We start from the raw sequence: 17,478 nt of genomic DNA, 5'->3' as shown, positions 1-17,478 counted from the left end.
AATTCAAGCGGTTTTGAGCGGTTGTAACAACTGGTTTTGATAACAGTGGAAAAAATTTAGAAAATAGCCCGCAACGATTCTGTTGAATAAAAGCGATATTGATAACAATCAATCGTATGCGGGGTCTCCAATTTGAAAAACACAGAAAATCAGTTGCAGCTTTCGTCTGCCAGGGATTAACTATGTCGATACAGAATGGAGTCTGGGCATGACGAATACCCCGCAGCAGGCCGTAACGGCTGCAATGCTTGCTATTGGCGATGAACTTCTCTCAGGGCGCACCAAAGATAAAAATATCGGCCATCTGGCCGATGTGATGACGGCTGCCGGCATTGATCTCAAAGAGGTTCGTATCGTTCCTGATGATGAAGACGCCATCGTTACAGCGCTCAATGCTTTACGCCCCGGTTATGACTATGTTTTCACCTCGGGCGGCATTGGACCGACCCATGACGATATTACTGCCGATGCCGTATCCCGCGCTTTTGAAGTGCCGTGCATCTATGACGATAAGGCCATGAAGCTGCTGGCTGACAATTACGCGAGGCGCGAACTTGAATTCACGGATTCGCGTAAACGCATGGCGCGTATGCCGCAGGGATCAGAACATATCGATAACCCGATATCTGCTGCGCCCGGCTTTCATATCGGCAATGTTTACGTGATGGCAGGTGTGCCGTCAGTGTTTCAAGCAATGCTCGACAATGTTTTGCCCACGCTGAAAACGGGCCGTAAGCTTTTATCCAAAGCAGTGCGCTGTCCATTTGGTGAAGGTGTGATCGGCACACCCCTGACCGCAATTCAGAAAGAAAACCCGGAAACAATAATCGGATCATATCCAAAATTTGAAAACGGTCGTTTCAGCACTGAACTGGTGGTTCGTGGCAGTGATGAAGCAAAAATAGACGTGGCGGTTGCTGCAATCGAAGCAATGATTGCGACACTGCAAGAACAAGGTGCAGCGTAAAGGTTCAAACTTTACCTAAGCTTACACTGCGCCATATGTTAAAATAAGAGTATAGCCGGAAGGAGATCTGATATGTCCTACAAAACGGTCGTAGCCTATTCCCGCAGCGAAGCCGAACTGAAGCGGGTGTTATCCGCAGTTGCTCTTCTGACGCGCAGAACGCCAGATATTCATGTTATCGGCCTTTATTCTGTTCCCTCGCCGGTCGTTTATGCCGACCCAAATGGTTTTATCGATCCGGGCATGTTTGAGCTGCATGATAAGCAGCACAAAGAAATATCAGAGAGTCTGAAAACGCAGTTCGAAGAAGAAATGCGTCGTCAGGGAAGCAATCATGAGTTTCGCATCACACGCTCTGAAACAGGAACGGCTGCAGACGGTGTATTGACATCATGTCTCGGTGCAGAATTGTTGGTGGCAGGTCAGCCAGATCCAGATGATCCGGCGACCAATGATGAAACAGCCGATACGCTCGTGTTTAATTCCAGCTGTCCTGTGCTGTTGGTGCCTCATGCGCCCGTTGTTGCGATGGAGGCCATTGATCGCATCGTGGTTGCATTCAACGGCAAGCGTGAAGCAGCACGCGCTGCTTTTGACGCTTTGCCTTTAATGAAACAAGCAAGCCGAACAGAGCTGGTTTGGATTGATCCACCAGAGCGCGAGGGTGAAGACGACGCCCTTGCTGGGAGTGAACTGGCCGAAGCCTTGTCGCGTCATGCGGTCGATGTTACCCTTACACCGCTCGTATCCAACAGCCGCAATGCGCAGGACGTGCTTCGGGAGCATATTATCGCGCACCGCACCGATCTTTTGGTGATGGGTGCATATAGCCATTCGCGATTGCGCGAACTGGTTTTTGGTGGTGTTACCCGTTCAATGTTAAACGACCTACCCATCTTAACGCTGTTCTCACGTTAAAAATATCCATAGCGTCGGGCTGCTTCATGCAGTCTGGCGCTATATTTTTAATATTGGGAGAACGTTCGACCTCACGCCGCTCTTGCGTAAAAGGTCATTTTGCGGTTATCAGCATCACCCGGCGCTGACTGTGCCGGGCGGAGAGCCTTTTCTTCTTGGGCAGCATGCATATGAAATGCTGTGCGCGCATCAGGGAAAGCAGCAGATCCAAACAGTTCAGCGCGAGTGGCACCCGTCATCGCGCATTTTTGGTTTGACAAATCCGGAGTGAAACTCGCGGATTTTCCATGGAGCGTTCCGATGTCGTTGCCTGATAAAGCCTTTCCCGTTTCCTGGGATCAGTTCCACCGTGATGCCCGTGCGCTCGCCTGGCGTATCGCCGATATGAATCAGGAATGGCGCGCTATCGTCGCTATTACGCGGGGCGGTTTGGTTCCTGCAGCTATTGTTTGTCGCGAACTTGGCATTCGCTTGATCGAAACGGTCTGCGTTGCATCCTATCACGATTATACATCGCAGGGTGAAATGGAGATTCTCAAAGGGATAAGCACTCCGCTTCTTGAAAATGGCGGAGAAGGCGTAATTGTCGTTGATGACCTGACGGACACTGGCAAAACCGCAGCCATCGTGCGCGAAATGATGCCGAAGGCACATTTTGCAACCGTTTACGCAAAGCCGAAAGGTCGTCCGCTGGTCGATACTTTCGTGACAGAAGTCTCGCAGGATACGTGGATCTATTTCCCATGGGATATGGGATTCACCTATCAGGAACCAATTGCTGGCGCCAAACGAGGCTAAACGAAAATAAATGAAAGTCGATTGCGGTGGTAAAACAACCGCAATCGCACTATATTGAAAGTCTGCCAAAATTGGATGGAGGCGTGACTTCAAGCTATTTAGCTACAGTGTTACGTTTACTAATTTCAGCAAGGTCTTAAAAATAAAAGCATTTTATGCTTCTTATCGTGGACCCCTGTTAAACAAATCCATTGTCATTTTGGCGAATCAATCCATTCTGTTTTGAAAATGGTGGGACTTTCGCGGTGAAAACACAGGCTAAAAAATTTGTTGCGACGGAAAAGCGTATTTTGACGCCTTCTGGCCGTTTGCAGCAAGTTGCGGCTCTTGTTTACCGCTATGAAGCAGAGGAACGGCAAGTTCTTGTTATCACCAGTCGTGGAACCGGTCGCTGGGTCATCCCTAAGGGCTGGCCCCAAGTGGGTCGTACACTTGCCGAGACGGCTGCACGTGAAGCTTATGAAGAGGCTGGCGTGCGTGGGGAGATATCATCTCATCCGATTGGCAGCTTTGACTATTGTAAAAACGATCTTCCGCCTGAATGCATCAATCAGTTTACGGTTGCAGTTTATGCTTTGCACCTTGTTGAACGTGCGAAGGACTGGCCGGAGCGTGAGCAGCGTATCTGTGAGTGGGTTTCCCCACGTCAAGCAGCGGAACGTGTGGATGAAGTCGACCTTAAGCGCATTCTTTTGGGTTTTGATGGAGCGCTCACGACTATTGCTGCGGAATGATGGCTGCAACAGCGCGATAAGCCGCTGTTTTGTCAGATCGTCCATCAATACAATGGCCAGTGTTGCTAATTGGCATGTGTCACACCATTATTTGAGCTGACCTTCATATATCTGTCATTCTCCCCGTTATCCACATTCTCCCCCAACGCTCGATCACAATATCTAGCGGCGTAAGCCTTATGGTAAACCAATGCTTGACGCTCATGTCCGAGTCGTTTTTTATGAAACTGTCGTTGCGTGAGTAGCGTGGCCGAGTGTAAAATTATGTCGGTCTTTTCTTCAATTTAGTCGGTCGAATTACGGGCGTAGCGTTGAAAATACGTTTATCGAACGAAATTTTTTGCGTCTAAATTTCAAATACTTAGCTTGGCGGGAAGATTCCGGTTTATTGGTGTCGATGTTAGATTAATACTAGATTTAGTATTTTCAATCATGATAACATACCAGATAAGCAAATTCTTATCCGAGAGCATGTATGAATCTACGTAAAACTGGCCCCATGGCTGGAACGATGATAGTGCGCTGACTAGGGCATTTGATTGAGAGAATTCTTGAGGAGCTTGCTCCTCGATAAGATTGCCCTCCCGCACTGGGAGGACCTTCGGAACGAATATGCAAGACGCTAGTTGCGGCAGGTGTGCCAAGGCTGAACCAGGGCTGAAAGTGATCAGCTCTGACACTATATATAGAACGTTTGGATGGGACAGATGAAGATCGAACGCCGTTTTACGAAAGAAAACCAGTCAGCTTATGCGGAGATTGAATTTCGCACAGCGACGAGCGAGATCAAGAATCCCGATGGTTCGGTGGTGTTTCGCCTTGAAGGCATCAATGTTCCGGCACAGTTCAGCCAGGTAGCAGCCGATATTCTCGCGCAGAAATATTTCCGCAAAGCCGGTGTCCCTGCCCGCTTGAAAAAAGTTGAAGAGAACGATGTCCCATCGTGGCTCTGGCGTTCTATCCCGGATGAAGATGCTCTTGCAAAGCTACCAGAAGAAGAGCGTTATGGCTCCGAGATGGACGGCTGTCAGGTTTTCGATCGCCTCGCAGGAACATGGACCTATTGGGGCTGGAAAGGCGGCTATTTCAATTCTGAAGAAGACGCGCGCGCTTTCCGCGATGAACTGGCTTATATGCTGGCGACGCAACGCGTGGCACCGAACAGCCCGCAATGGTTCAACACGGGTCTTCATTGGGCCTATGGCATCGACGGTCCGGGTCAGGGTCATTTCTATGTCGACTGGCAGACCGGCAAGCTGACCAAATCCAAGTCCGCTTACGAGCATCCACAGCCACATGCCTGTTTCATTCAGTCGGTTGGCGACGATCTGGTAAACGAAGGCGGCATCATGGACCTTTGGGTTCGTGAAGCACGTCTGTTCAAATATGGTTCCGGCACTGGCTCTAACTTCTCTCATCTGCGTGGCGCTGGCGAAAAATTGTCTGGCGGCGGTAAGTCTTCCGGCCTGATGAGCTTTCTCAAGATCGGCGACCGTGCAGCGGGCGCGATTAAGTCGGGTGGCACAACACGACGGGCCGCCAAGATGGTGGTTGTTGATGTCGATCACCCGGATATTGAAGAATATATCGACTGGAAGGTGAAGGAAGAGCAGAAAGTTGCCGCTCTCGTCACCGGCTCCAAGATCGTCAAGCAGCATCTAACTGCAATCATGAAGGCTTGCGTCAATTGCGAAGCCGATAATGATGACTGCTTCGATGCATCGAAAAACCCTGTTCTCAAGCGCGAAATCAAAGCTGCTAAGAAAAACCAGGTTCCTGAAAATTACGTCAAGCGCGTTATTCAGTTTGCGCGTCAGGGTTATACGGACATTGAATTCAAGACCTATGACACCGATTGGGACTCAGAAGCCTACCTGACTGTTTCCGGTCAGAACTCCAACAACTCCGTGTCGCTCAAGGATGAGTTCCTGCGCGCTGTTGAAAATGACGGCGACTGGAACCTGACCGCGCGTCGTGATGGAAGCGTGATGAAGACGCTCAAGGCCCGCGATCTTTGGGAAAAAATTGGTTATGCGGCATGGGCATCGGCTGATCCGGGTCTCCATTTCAACACCACAATGAATGATTGGCACACCTGCCCTGCAGCTGGTCCAATTCGCGCGTCCAATCCGTGTTCGGAATATATGTTCCTTGATGACACAGCTTGTAATCTGGCATCGATAAACCTGCTGACTTATCGCAACAAGGAGGGCTCGTTCGACATTGAAGCTTACGAGCACACAGCACGTCTTTGGACGATGGTTCTCGAAATTTCGGTGATGATGGCGCAGTTCCCTTCCAAGGAAATCGCCCGCCTCTCCTATGAATATCGCACGCTTGGTTTGGGCTTCGCCAATATTGGCGGCCTGCTGATGACATCCGGTATCCCATATGACTCCGACGAAGGTCGTGCGATCTGCGGTGCGTTAACTGCAATCATGACCGGCGTTTCCTATGCCACATCTGCGGAAATGGCCAAGGAACTTGGCGCATTCCCAAGTTATGAACCAAATGCTCAAAGCATGCTGCGCGTTATTCGCAATCATCGTCGCGCCGCTTATGGCGAAAATGACGGTTATGAAGGCCTGGCCGTTAATCCGGTTGGTCTGATTGCTGAAGATTGCCCTGATCAGAACATGATCATCCGCGCACGTGCTGTATGGGACAAGGCGCTGGAACTTGGTGAAAAACACGGCTACCGCAATGCACAGGCAACCGTTATCGCGCCGACTGGCACGATTGGCCTCGTCATGGATTGCGATACCACAGGTATTGAGCCTGATTTCGCACTGGTAAAGTTCAAGAAACTTGCTGGCGGCGGCTATTTCAAAATCATCAACCGTGCCGTTCCTGAAGCGCTGCGCACCCTCGGCTATTCTGAAAGCCAGATTGCTGAAATCGAAGCCTATGCTGTCGGTCATGGCAACCTTAATCAGGCACCGGGCGTCAATCCTTCGACACTGAAAGCTAAGGGCCTTACAGATGAGAAGATTGAAGCACTGAATGCTGCTCTCAAAAGCGCTTTCGACATCAAGTTTGCTTTCAATAAGTGGACACTCGGCGAAGATTTCTGCAAAGACGTCTTGAAGCTGACCGATGAGCAGCTCAACGACTTCTCGTTTGAAATGCTGCCAGCAATTGGCTTTGGCAAAAAGGAAATCGAAGCAGCAAATGTTCATGTTTGCGGTGCGATGACCCTTGAAGGTGCTCCTTTCCTTAAAGAAGAGCATTATGCCGTGTTTGATTGCGCCAATCCTTGTGGCAAGATCGGCAAGCGTTATCTATCGGTAGAAAGCCATATTTGGATGATGGCAGCGGCACAGCCGTTTATTTCGGGTGCGATCTCGAAAACCATCAACATGCCAAACGAAGCAACTGTTGAAGATTGTAAGAGTGCTTACTTGCTTTCCTGGAAGCTGGCACTGAAAGCCAATGCGCTTTATCGCGACGGCTCCAAGCTTTCGCAGCCGCTCAATGCATCACTGATCTCCGATGATGAAGACGAAGATGATGCAGTTGAAGCTTTGATCGAAGCGCCTGCTGCTGCACGCGCTGTTCAGATCACAGAACGCGTTGTCGAGAAGGTCATCGAAAAGATCGTTCATGAGCGTGAAAAACTGCCGAATCGTCGCCAGGGCTACACGCAGAAGGCTGTTGTTGGCGGCCACAAGGTTTACCTGCGTACAGGTGAATTTGGTAATGGTCGCTTGGGCGAAATCTTCATCGATATGCACAAGGAAGGCGCCGCTTTCCGTGCGATGATGAACAACTTCGCCATCGCCGTGTCGCTTGGTCTGCAATATGGCGTACCGCTCGAAGAATATGTCGAAGCTTTCACTTTCACCAAGTTCGAGCCTGCTGGCATGGTCATCGGTAACGATGCAATCAAGACAGCAACATCGATCATCGACTATGTGTTCCGTGAACTGGCTGTGTCTTATCTTGGCCGCAACGACCTTGCGCATGTCGATACGAGTGATTTCTCGAACACCGCACTTGGCAAGGGTATTCAGGAAGGCAAGACCAATCTCGTTTCTACAGGCTGGACCCGCGGCTACAAGCCAACGCTCGTGTCGAACACACAGACCGGCATTGAGTCAAAGGGTTCGGTCACATCGGCACCGCAGGGCTCCAATGTTACCACGCTGAAAGCGTCTGCGACGCGCTCGGCAACTGTTGGCCTGGCAACGGATGGGGCGACTGCGCTGAAACGTGAGTTTGAACAACAGCCAGCAACTGCACCGCAGCAGGATAATGTCGCGGCAACGGAATTGTTCTCCGACAAGGCAGCGGCTGATGCAGCATCTGCGCGAGCTGAGACAAACAGTGCAGCTAAAAAGCTTGAGGCCGACCGTCGTATCAAGTCGATGATGCAGGGTTATACGGGGGATAGCTGCTCCGAATGTCAGAACTTTACCATGGTTCGCAATGGCACTTGCTTGAAATGTGACACCTGTGGCTCTACGAGCGGTTGCAGTTAATCTGAAGTTCAATTGAATATAAATAACAGGCCGGATAATTCCGGCCTGTTTTGTTTTGGTACATTTGAATTGTTTTTCTTAACCGACACAACTCTGAAAAAAATCATATTAAAAATTGGAACCCTATTCGCATCTCTACGTTCAACTAATGGAACAAATTGAACAAAGGAGATGATTATGCTTAGAACAACACTGCTGACAACGACATGTGCGCTGCTAATTAGTGGTTCGGCTTTTGCCCAGACAGCGTCTCCAGCACCAACTGAATCGGCGCCTGCTTCAGCAGAGCTTCCGGTTTCTTCCCAGAATATGTTTGGTAGTCCGCCCGCTGCAGAATCTGAAAAGATTGGGTTTGTTGAAGCGAAGGATGGTCAGTTGCTTGTGTCAACCTTCATTGGACAGACCGTCTATGAAAGTGACGCAGCCGATGCAGCCTCAGTAGGTAATCTCAATGATCTGATCGTGAGTCCCGATGGTGAAGTTCAGGCCGCAGTGATCGGTGTTGGTGGCTTCCTGGGCGTTGGTCAAAAGGATGTGGCCGTAAGCCCAGACCAATTGCAGCTTGCAACACGGAGTGACGGTAAAAAATGGCTGGTGATCAAGGCCACCAAGGATCAATTAACTGAGGCCCCTGCCTTTGATCGCTCTGTGTTGTTTGTTGACGGCGTCGCTGATCCAGCAGCAGCGGGAGCAACAAATACACCAGCAGCCGATCCAGCCTCCCCGGCTCCCATGGCTGATCCTGCTCCGGCACCAGCTGCCCCTGCTGCGCCAGCGCAATAAAGAGAAATATTGCTTGCACGGCGACCAAAAGTCCCGGCCACTGGCCGGGATTTTCTTTGAAATGAGGCCGAAAGGTTGATTTCAGCGGAACGCACACGTAGGACTCGTAAAAATCACCAAGCTATTCGGGAAAATCGATTGTCGGAATTTTTTATTGCCCACCCATGGGCGCAGACTCTTGCAGCCCTTACAGGTCTTTTCCTGGCAGCCTTTGTGGCAAATTTTCTTATCAAAGCGATATTGCTTAAAGTTCTCGACCGGATTGTTCAGAAAACTGCTTTTGGTCAGGATGAGGAACTCAAACAACACGGCGTCATTGCGCATTTGGCCAACATTGTTCCCGCGCTGATTATTGCAACGGGGGTTGCGGCTGTGCCAGAGCTTCCCCCGACTGCACTAAAAGTAATCAGCAATGTTGCCATTGCCTTCATCATCCTGACGCTGGCCTTTACCGTTAGTGCGGCGCTGAGCGTCGTCGACACGCTGTATAGCCGCCGTGAAGAGTCAAAAGATCGACCGATCAAGGGCTATGTACAGGTCAGCAAGCTGGTGATTTACCTCATCGCGGTGGTGCTGATCATTGCAACGCTGCTGGATCGCTCGCCTGTGATCTTGCTGTCAGGTGTAGGTGCAATGGCTGCGGTGCTTATTCTGGTTTTTCAGGATACACTGCTCTCACTCGTCGCCAGTATGCAGATTGCCTCGTCGAACATGGTGCGGGTCGGCGACTGGATCGAGATGAAGAATCTTGATGCCAATGGCGACGTGGTGGAGATTGCGCTTTATACGGTCAAGGTTCAGAATTTCGATAAAACGATCACGACAATTCCGATCCGCAAGCTCATAACCGAGCCGATGAAAAACTATCGGGGAATGCAGCAATCGGGTGGCCGCCGCATTAAACGCGCGCTTTTCATTGATCAGGCAACCATCCGCTTTTTGAGCGAAGATGAACTTCATAATCTGGCTTCCATCGATCAACTTACGGGCTATCTGTCAAAGAAAGAAAAAGAAATCGCTGTTTGGAATGCCAAGCTTGGCGATAAGGCAAAAAATCCGGTCAATACGCGCCGGTTTACGAATATCGGCACGTTCCGTGCCTATGTCGAAACCTATCTGCGGAATCACCCTAACGTTCACAAGGGCATGACACTGCTTGTGCGCCAGATGGACCCGACACCGGATGGTTTACCGCTTGAAGTTTATTGCTTCACCAACACGACCGTCTGGGCATCTTATGAGCAGATCCAGTCCGATATTTTCGATCATCTTTATGCGGTTATGCCGGAATTTGGTCTTTATCCATTCCAGAACCCAAGCGGCGGCGATTTCCGCAAGCTCAATCTTGTGGACCTCACTCCGCCTTCTGCAAAGCCTTGATGATAGATGCCTGAAGTTCAGGAACCTTATATCCAGTACGTGATGGCGTGAGCCCAAGGCGAACAATGGCGAGGTTCATGGATGGAACAATGATCAGGCTTTGACCGTCATGGCCCGACATCCAGAAGGAATCTGCCGGAATGCCTTCTGTTCCAGCTTTAACGCCTGCCATGTGCAACCATGTCTGCGCTGATCCGTAGCGTCCATCAGAGGCTTGGGATGGCGTTTGCATCAGGCGAATGAAATCTTCGCTTAGAAGCTGTTTGTCGCCCACTTTGCCGCTATCGAGCAGAAGACGGGCGATAGACAGCCAATCTTGCGCATTGGCATAAAGATAAGATGAGCCAACAGGAACGCCACTGACATCAGCCTCCAGCGTGGCGCTTGCAATGCCTAATGGTTCAAAAAGCGTCGTCTGCGCATAGGTCAGCGCCTGTTCGGGCGCATCGAAGCTTTCCATGTAAAGCTTTGATAGAATGTTGGCCGTACCGCTGGAATAGTTGAATTTGGAGCCGGGCTGCGCTTCCAGCGGCAATGACGCTGCAAATTCTGTCATATTATTTTCGAGGAATAGCATCCGCGTTACGTCGGTTACGTTACCATAATCCTCATCAAATTTGAGGCCGCTTTCCATTGCCAGCAAATCTGCAAGCCTGATTTTTGATCGGTCGTCACCATTCCATTCTGGCAAAAGATGATCGCGCTGCAGATCCATTTTGCCTTCAGCAATGCGCATGCCAATCAGCGTTGCCATAACAGATTTCGTCATCGACCAGCCAAGCAAAGGCGTGTTGACATCAAAGCCTGACCCATAAGTTTCGGCGATAATCTGGCCGTCTTTCAACACGGCAATCGCGCGCATCCCCGGCCCGGCCAATGCTGGATTTTCAATAATACTCTGTATTGCCGGATTGATATTTAGATCTGCAATGGCGGCTGCCGCATCCATAGACTGGTTCAATGAAGGACGCAGATCAACGTCGTGCACATTGGCGCAACCAAGTCCCGGACGATAAACGGCCTTGCTTGGTGCAAAGAAACCGAAAATATGGGAGGTAACTGTCTCGGTGGCATTATCGACTGAAACATCGACAAATTTCAGTAAAGGATGACCGGGAGCCTGAACATCAAGCGCCAGCACTTCTTGCGGATCACGATGGGCCAGAAACACATTCGAGCAGACGATCTTGGCAGCATAGCCGGTACCAACTTTAAGAAGTTCAGGCGGGCGAAAACCAAGCCATAGAATGACGGCCAGAATAGCAAGAAGGAGAATGGAACCCGTAACTTTCAAAAAGCGCATCGCATTTTCTTCTTCATAAGAGATTCATCAACTGCCTTTCGCGAGCCAGTTATCTATGCCGTTCGCCGCCGCTAAGCCCGTTGCAAAACACGCGGTCAGAAGATAGCCGCCAGTCGGCGCTTCCCAGTCAATCATCTCGCCAGCGACAAACGTGCCCGGCAATTTGGTGAGCATATAATGCTCGTCAATCTCACTCCATTCTATGCCACCAGCCGAGGATATGGCTTCATCAATCGGGCGCGGACGAACGAGCGGAATTGCAAGTGCTTTAATGGACTGCGCAAGCTTGACCGGATCTTTTTCGCGCTGAAACTCGAGAACAAGGGCTGCTTTTACGCCCGTAAGTCCCGCACCCTTTCGCAATAGATTACTAATACTTAGCTTCTTATCCTGACGCGATAGATCATGCGTTAGGCGTTCAAGTGTGCGACCCGGCGCAAGATCGAGAACGAGATTTACATGGCCCTTGCGTTCAAGCGCATCGCGCAAAGCGCTTGAATGTGGATAGACAAGACTGCCTTCGACGCCGCCGCGTGTGATCACGAATTCACCCTGTGTAACACCCGCATCGCTGGTGATGGTCACAGACTTAAGCGGCTCGCCTGCGAAACGCTCGGCGAAAAAAACGCTCCAGTTTACATCAAAGCCGCAATTGGCTGGGCGCATTGGAGCAGACAGAATGCCCTGCTCCGCAAATAGTTCAACCCAAGCGCCATTAGAGCCAAGTTTCGGCCAACTTGCACCGCCAAAGGCAAACAGTGCTGCGTCAAAGCTTATGACCTCTGTACCTGTCGGTGTTTCGATGACTGGCTTTCCATTCTCAAAACCTGCCCACTTATGGCGGGTGAGAATTTTGACGCCCTGTGCTTCCAGTCGCTTTATCCATGCGCGTAAAAGCGGCGATGCTTTCATGGCTTTTGGAAACACACGACCGGATGAACCAACAAAGGTTTCCGCACCCAGCGCATCTGCCCAGTCGCGCAAATTCTGCGGCGTGAACTGTTCCAGAGCTGACCGGAGGCGCTCATTGCTCGCACCATAGCGCTGTGCAAATTGAGCAAAATCTTCGGAATGGGTGATGTTGAGGCCGGATTTTCCAGCGAGCAGAAACTTGCGCCCGACGGTTGGCATCTGCTCATATACAGTAACGGAATGCCCAAGTTTAGACAAATGTTCGGCGGCAAACAGCCCTGCTGGACCGCCGCCGAAAATTGCAATCTCGCGCTCACGCATTGCTGTCTGCACGGCGTTTTGTCATCAATCCTCTTTTTCCAGCATTTCTTTAACAGTAGTTGCTAACTGTTTGAGAGAGAATGGTTTTGGCAGAAAACCGAACTTGGCATCCGCTGGAAGATTGCGCGCAAATGCATCTTCTGCATAACCCGAAACGAAGATGAACTTGATGTCCGGATGCGTCTTGCGCAGTTCACGCAAGAGTGTTGGTCCGTCCATTTCTGGCATTACAACGTCAGAGACAACAATATCGACTTGGCCATTGAGTTCTTCCAGCACTTCAAGCGCTTCAACGCCGGATGCTGCTTCGTGCACGGTATAGCCACGCGATTGCAACGCACGCACGCCGCCCATACGCACCGCATCTTCGTCTTCAACCAGAAGTACCGTTGCGGAGCCGGAAAGATCTGCAGCCTTTTCGACCTTCTTTTCCTTGACCGCGACAGGCGCATTGTCTGCGCCTTTTTCTTCGATATGGCGTGGCAGGAAGATTTTGAAGGTTGTGCCTTTGCCGACTTCTGAATCGCAATAGATGAAGCCGCCAGTCTGCTTGATGATGCCATAGACCATTGAAAGGCCAAGACCTGTGCCCTTGCCGACTTCCTTGGTGGTGAAGAACGGCTCGAAGATTTTTTCGAGCACATCGGCTGGAATACCGGTTCCGCTGTCCTCCACTTCAAAAACAACATAATCGGCTTCGGGCAATTCGCGATAATTGAGTTTAGCTGATTCCGACGCTGTGACGTTGCGTGTGCGCAGCGTGATTTCGCCACCCTCTGGCATTGCGTCACGCGCGTTAACAGCCAGATTGACTGCAACCTGCTCGAACTGACCAAGGTCAGCCTTCACTGGCCAGACATCGCGTCCATGCTCGATCTTAAGTGCAATATCCTTGCCCACCAGACGGGCCAACAGCATACGCAAATCAGCCAACACATCGGTCAGATCGAGAACCTCTGGACGTAGCGTCTGGCGACGTGAGAAAGCCAGCAACTGCCGTACAAGTGATGCAGCACGGTTGGCATTCTGCTTGATGTTCATAACATCCGGGAAGGACGGATCAGACGCGCGATAATTGCTCAACAGCAGATCTGACGACATGATGATCGCAGTCAACACGTTGTTGAAATCGTGCGCGATACCGCCAGCCAACTGGCCGACTGCCTGCATCTTCTGGCTTTGTGCCATCTGATTTTCGAGCGCTTTCTGCTCGGTGGTTTCCACGGCAGAAATAATCGCTGCTTCTTCGCTGGTTTCGCCAAGATCGGTAACAGCGCTGAGGTAAAAGCGGATGTGACGATCTTCATTGCCCGGAAGCACTGTATCAACGGGCGAAATACTAGCCTGCCCAGCGAAAGCCGCCGCAAGCGCCTTATTGAAGGTTTCGCGGTCACGCTCATGCACGACATTTTCAAGCTTCACACGGTTATCGACCGCATCGCGATCAACCACAGGCGCAAAAATATCGAGGAAGCGTGCATTGGTGCGCAGCGTATGGCCTTGCGCATCAACGGCAGCAATGGCCATTGGAGCCGAGTTGAAAAAGCGCGTGAAGCGCACTTCGGCAGAACGAAGTGCGGCGGATGAATCTTCGCCCTCGGCGCGATCCAGAACAATTGTGCGGCTTGTGCCACGCGTGCCATCTCGTGCAGCCTGAACACGGTGATAAAAACGCACCGCAAGGCTCTGACCGTTGCGCTTGATAAGATCAAGATCAATCACGGTGTTGCGACTGGTGCCCGGCTCTGCCTTGACGGCCTTGATGAGCGCCATGCCGCTGCCCGCGACAATGTCTTTCAACGTAAGCGAGCCCGGCGTGAATTGTGTTAGATCAACGCCAAGCCATTCAGCAAGCGTCGCATTGAGATAGATGATGCGGCCTGAAGGGTCAGCCGAGAAAAATCCCGCAGGAGCATGATCGAGGTGATTGATCGCTTCCTGCAGTTCCTGAAAGAAACGCTCTTGTTCTGCGCGTTCATCCGAAATGTCAGCAATCTGCCAGGCGACGAGCTGACCTTTATAGTCCTGTCCGCCGTCAACCGGACGTGCTTTGATACGATACCAGACCGGCGATGCGGATCCTTGACCATCCCGCGAAAGACCACCAGAAATGCGTACTTCTTCTTGCGCTGACAATCCATCGCGGACGGCATTTGTCAGACGATAGATTGCGTCAGACGCGGCCGGTTCGCTTGTCAGAATATTATCGAGCGAGCGCACGCCGTCGGCCTCCGCTACACCTGTCATTCCGGCATAAGCGTTGTTTGCATAGACGATCTGGCCACGCGCATCTGAAATGACGGTACCTTCCGGCATTGTATCCATAAAACGATGCTCAAGATCCCGCTGGCCATGGCGTTGACTGAACTCGATCAATCCGGTTGCAGCGCCAAAAAGATAGAACACGCCGATCATCGACAGAATGCCCATCAATACGATAGCAAATCCATCGCCAAGTTTATCGCGAAACACGAAATAGACGATTGCTGCAACCGTCAGCACAATGCCGATGATCAGGAGCCGCAAAGCTGAACTTGAGCCACGCTTCGGCATGACGAGCGGTTTCGGATAATTATTGTCCGTCGGTCGCGACATCAGGCCCACTGCCCTTTCATGCTGTTTAGCTGAACTACAAGGGCCGCAAATCGTCCCGCTGCTTTTTGTTTCAGCTTAAGCGCTATCTTATTCATCAAGCAAAACCAATCACGTTCCCTGCTTCATTTTCCAGCTTTATATCTTGTGCCAGATTTTGACGCATATTGCAGGGTATATACGATTCGCAGAATGCGTTAATCGCCCGGTAGCACAAGCTTGCAGACCTTAAATCAGCGTGGAATGGCGCGTTTTGCACTGTTTTGGCTGGGGATCATATGTTTCAGCCAAATGGATGGAACATTCCCAAGTGAGATAAATTGAATTAGTGTTGCATAAGAAATGCGTTGTCCGTGATTTGTGGCTTGGGGTTTAGGCGCGGGGAATTGTGGTTTCCGTCACGGATAGTATTGGTTTTAGTATGAGAGGGTTACCCGCATGAAAGAATGGCTCAGCGGTCTTGTTGGGGAAAGTGCTGCAAATATTATCGGCTTCATCCTCATTTTTGCGATCATTCTTGGCGGAATTTTCGTTGTTCTGAGCATTATCCGGCGCTTCAGTGGCAGTGGTTTTTCCACGAGCGGACGAACAGGTCGCCAGCCAAGGCTCTCGGTGATGGATGCAGCAGCTGTTGATGGGCGCCGTAAGCTGGTTCTGATCCGCCGCGATGATGTCGAGCACCTTCTGCTGATCGGTGGCCCAAATGATGTTGTTGTTGAGCAAAACATTGTCATGGAAGCCCGTGCAAATCCGCGTTTGCAATCATCCCGTATCGAGCCTGAACACATTGAGCGCTTCCGTCAACACGAAGCGAGCGTTACATCGGACGTGGCCGAGCGTCCAGCACTTGCTCAACCTGTTGCTCAAGTTGTTGAAAAAGACGAAGCCATTCAGCTCAATTCTCCAATTGAACCGGTTACCCAGCGCAAACCTGAACCAGTTCAGCAGATTGCTCCTGAAGCCCAGCAGTTTCGTGCACCTCCGCGTCTTCCGGTAGCACCGCCTGTAACCCCAGTTGCCCCACACGCTCCGCAAAAGGTTGAAGCTCCAGCGCGTCCACAGCCGCCTCGCCCAGCTCCTAATTATCCGCCGCAGCCGCGCACTGTTCTTCCAGCCGCACGTCCGTCTGAGCAGCCGCAGTCGCCGCGTCTGCACCCGGCCTATCCACTCAGTCAGGTTTCCCGCGGCGTTCTTAGTTCAACGTCCGCAGCCAGTGCTGCCGCTGCTGCGAGCGTTGCAGCTGCCAACCTTGGTAACGTCACGCCAGCCAATGAACAGGCGACGATTCCACTGGTTGCTGCACCTGAGGTTAGCCCGGCTGCAACAATTGCGCCGGCGTTCAAAACTGAACCAGAGCCAATTGTCTCAACAGCTAAAGAAGAACCATTTGTCGTCATTGCTTCAGAGCCAGAACCGCAGTTTGAAGACGACCTGGGGGATATTGGTGGCGCGCTGCACGACGCCATTATGGCTGATCTTGCGACAGATGGCGGCGATATTGCAGGTAACAAAGAACCGGAAATGCTTGAAATCGATATTTTCGAGGAAGAGTTACTTGGCTCGCTCGACATTTCTCCAAATGGCAACAAGCCGGATGACAGCATTGAGGACGAAATGGAAAAACTGCTCGGTGAACTCACCAGCGATGAAACCCGTAAGTTCTGATTAAATACGTGATCTGAAAAAGGGCGTCGGCAGAAATGCTGACGCCCTTTGCGTTTGACCTATAAGCCAAAGAAAAAAGGCTGCGAAAACGCAGCCTTAAAAATTTCTGTTCGACTGAAATAAATCAATCGTCGCGATAAACCTTTTCGCGGCGCTCGTGGCGCTCTTGTGCTTCAATGGAAAGCGTTGCGATTGGTCGTGCATCCAAACGTTTCAAACTGATTGGATCGCCGGTCTCCTCACAAAAACCGTAGGTCCCCTCGTCAATACGGCCAATGGCTGAATCGATTTTGGAAATCAGTTTGCGCTGTCTGTCACGTGCGCGAAGTTCAATGGCCCGATCCGTTTCGGAGGATGCCCTATCCGCCAGGTCCGGGTGGTTTGCATTTTCCTGCTGTAACGCGTCGAGAGTTTCGCGCGCTTCGCGCAGAATATCATTCCTCCATGCAATAAGCTTTCCACGGAAGTAAGACTTCTGCCGTTCATTCATGAACGGCTCGTCTTCAGTGGGCCTATAGTCAAGGTCGATCAATTCACTCATTCTGAATTACCCCACATCTAGGAGACGCGTGCGGTATATAAGTCGATCACATCGATGACACAACATTAAACACACGCTGCGAG

Annotated in this window: 12 protein-coding genes; 8 read left to right on the top strand and 4 right to left on the bottom strand. The window is 51.0% G+C overall.

Going from position 1 to position 17,478, the window contains the following annotated elements; all coding sequences use genetic code 11:
* Positions 1-208: 208 nt before the first annotated feature.
* From U2P60_RS15220 to U2P60_RS15190, 7 genes are all read left to right on the top strand, one after another.
* Positions 209-967: a competence/damage-inducible protein A gene (locus tag U2P60_RS15220; RefSeq protein ID WP_413573247.1), complete on the top strand. Its 759-nt coding sequence runs from the start codon at positions 209-211 to the stop codon at positions 965-967.
* 72 nt (positions 968-1,039) lie between these two features.
* Positions 1,040-1,885, top strand: coding sequence for a universal stress protein (locus U2P60_RS15215; protein WP_413573246.1), 846 nt, complete (start codon positions 1,040-1,042; stop codon positions 1,883-1,885).
* Positions 1,886-2,185: 300 nt separating this feature from the next.
* Positions 2,186-2,683 carry a xanthine phosphoribosyltransferase gene (gpt, locus tag U2P60_RS15210; protein WP_313826507.1) on the top strand — a complete coding sequence of 166 codons (498 nt, stop codon included), beginning with the start codon at positions 2,186-2,188 and terminating at the stop codon, positions 2,681-2,683.
* 245 nt (positions 2,684-2,928) lie between these two features.
* Entirely contained in the window at positions 2,929-3,417 is a 489-nt protein-coding gene (locus U2P60_RS15205; protein WP_413573245.1) for an NUDIX hydrolase, read from the top strand.
* Between the two features lie 707 nt (positions 3,418-4,124).
* Positions 4,125-7,898, top strand: coding sequence for a vitamin B12-dependent ribonucleotide reductase (locus U2P60_RS15200; protein ID WP_413573244.1), 3,774 nt, complete (start codon positions 4,125-4,127; stop codon positions 7,896-7,898).
* 177 nt (positions 7,899-8,075) lie between these two features.
* Positions 8,076-8,681: a PRC-barrel domain-containing protein gene (locus U2P60_RS15195; RefSeq protein ID WP_413573243.1), complete on the top strand. Its 606-nt coding sequence runs from the start codon at positions 8,076-8,078 to the stop codon at positions 8,679-8,681.
* A 138-nt stretch (positions 8,682-8,819) separates the two neighbouring features.
* Positions 8,820-10,061 carry a mechanosensitive ion channel family protein gene (locus tag U2P60_RS15190; protein WP_413573242.1) on the top strand — a complete coding sequence of 414 codons (1,242 nt, stop codon included), beginning with the start codon at positions 8,820-8,822 and terminating at the stop codon, positions 10,059-10,061.
* Here the strand turns inward: U2P60_RS15190 and U2P60_RS15185 are convergent.
* The 3 genes from U2P60_RS15185 to cckA are packed head-to-tail and all read right to left on the bottom strand — an operon-like array spanning position 10,036 to position 15,192.
* The gene (locus U2P60_RS15185; RefSeq protein WP_413573241.1) at positions 10,036-11,364 is read right to left on the bottom strand and encodes a serine hydrolase domain-containing protein; all 1,329 of its coding nucleotides are present in this window, start codon (positions 11,362-11,364) and stop codon (positions 10,036-10,038) included. The genes U2P60_RS15190 and U2P60_RS15185 overlap by 26 nt on opposite strands.
* 27 nt (positions 11,365-11,391) lie before the next feature.
* Positions 11,392-12,597 carry a TIGR03862 family flavoprotein gene (locus U2P60_RS15180; RefSeq protein WP_413573240.1) on the bottom strand — a complete coding sequence of 402 codons (1,206 nt, stop codon included), beginning with the start codon at positions 12,595-12,597 and terminating at the stop codon, positions 11,392-11,394.
* 24 nt (positions 12,598-12,621) lie between these two features.
* Positions 12,622-15,192, bottom strand: coding sequence for a cell cycle histidine kinase CckA (gene cckA, locus U2P60_RS15175; RefSeq protein ID WP_413573239.1), 2,571 nt, complete (start codon positions 15,190-15,192; stop codon positions 12,622-12,624).
* Positions 15,193-15,627: 435 nt separating this feature from the next.
* On the opposite strand from cckA, the gene U2P60_RS15170 reads away from it, so the two are divergent.
* Positions 15,628-16,854, top strand: coding sequence for a flagellar biosynthetic protein FliO (locus U2P60_RS15170; RefSeq protein ID WP_413573238.1), 1,227 nt, complete (start codon positions 15,628-15,630; stop codon positions 16,852-16,854).
* A gap of 124 nt (positions 16,855-16,978) precedes the next feature.
* Here the strand turns inward: U2P60_RS15170 and dksA are convergent, their stop codons facing one another.
* Positions 16,979-17,395 (bottom strand): RNA polymerase-binding protein DksA, encoded by a 417-nt coding sequence (dksA, locus tag U2P60_RS15165; protein WP_250040726.1) that lies wholly within the window; start codon positions 17,393-17,395, stop codon positions 16,979-16,981.
* Between the last annotated feature and the right edge of the window lie 83 nt (positions 17,396-17,478).

The sequence above is a fragment of the Brucella sp. H1_1004 genome, from assembly GCF_047308065.1.
In the GTDB taxonomy this organism is placed as follows: domain Bacteria; phylum Pseudomonadota; class Alphaproteobacteria; order Rhizobiales; family Rhizobiaceae; genus Brucella; species Brucella pseudogrignonensis_B.
The sequence above is the reverse complement of the archived record's forward strand: the minus strand, read 5'-3'. Positions and strand labels throughout refer to the sequence as shown.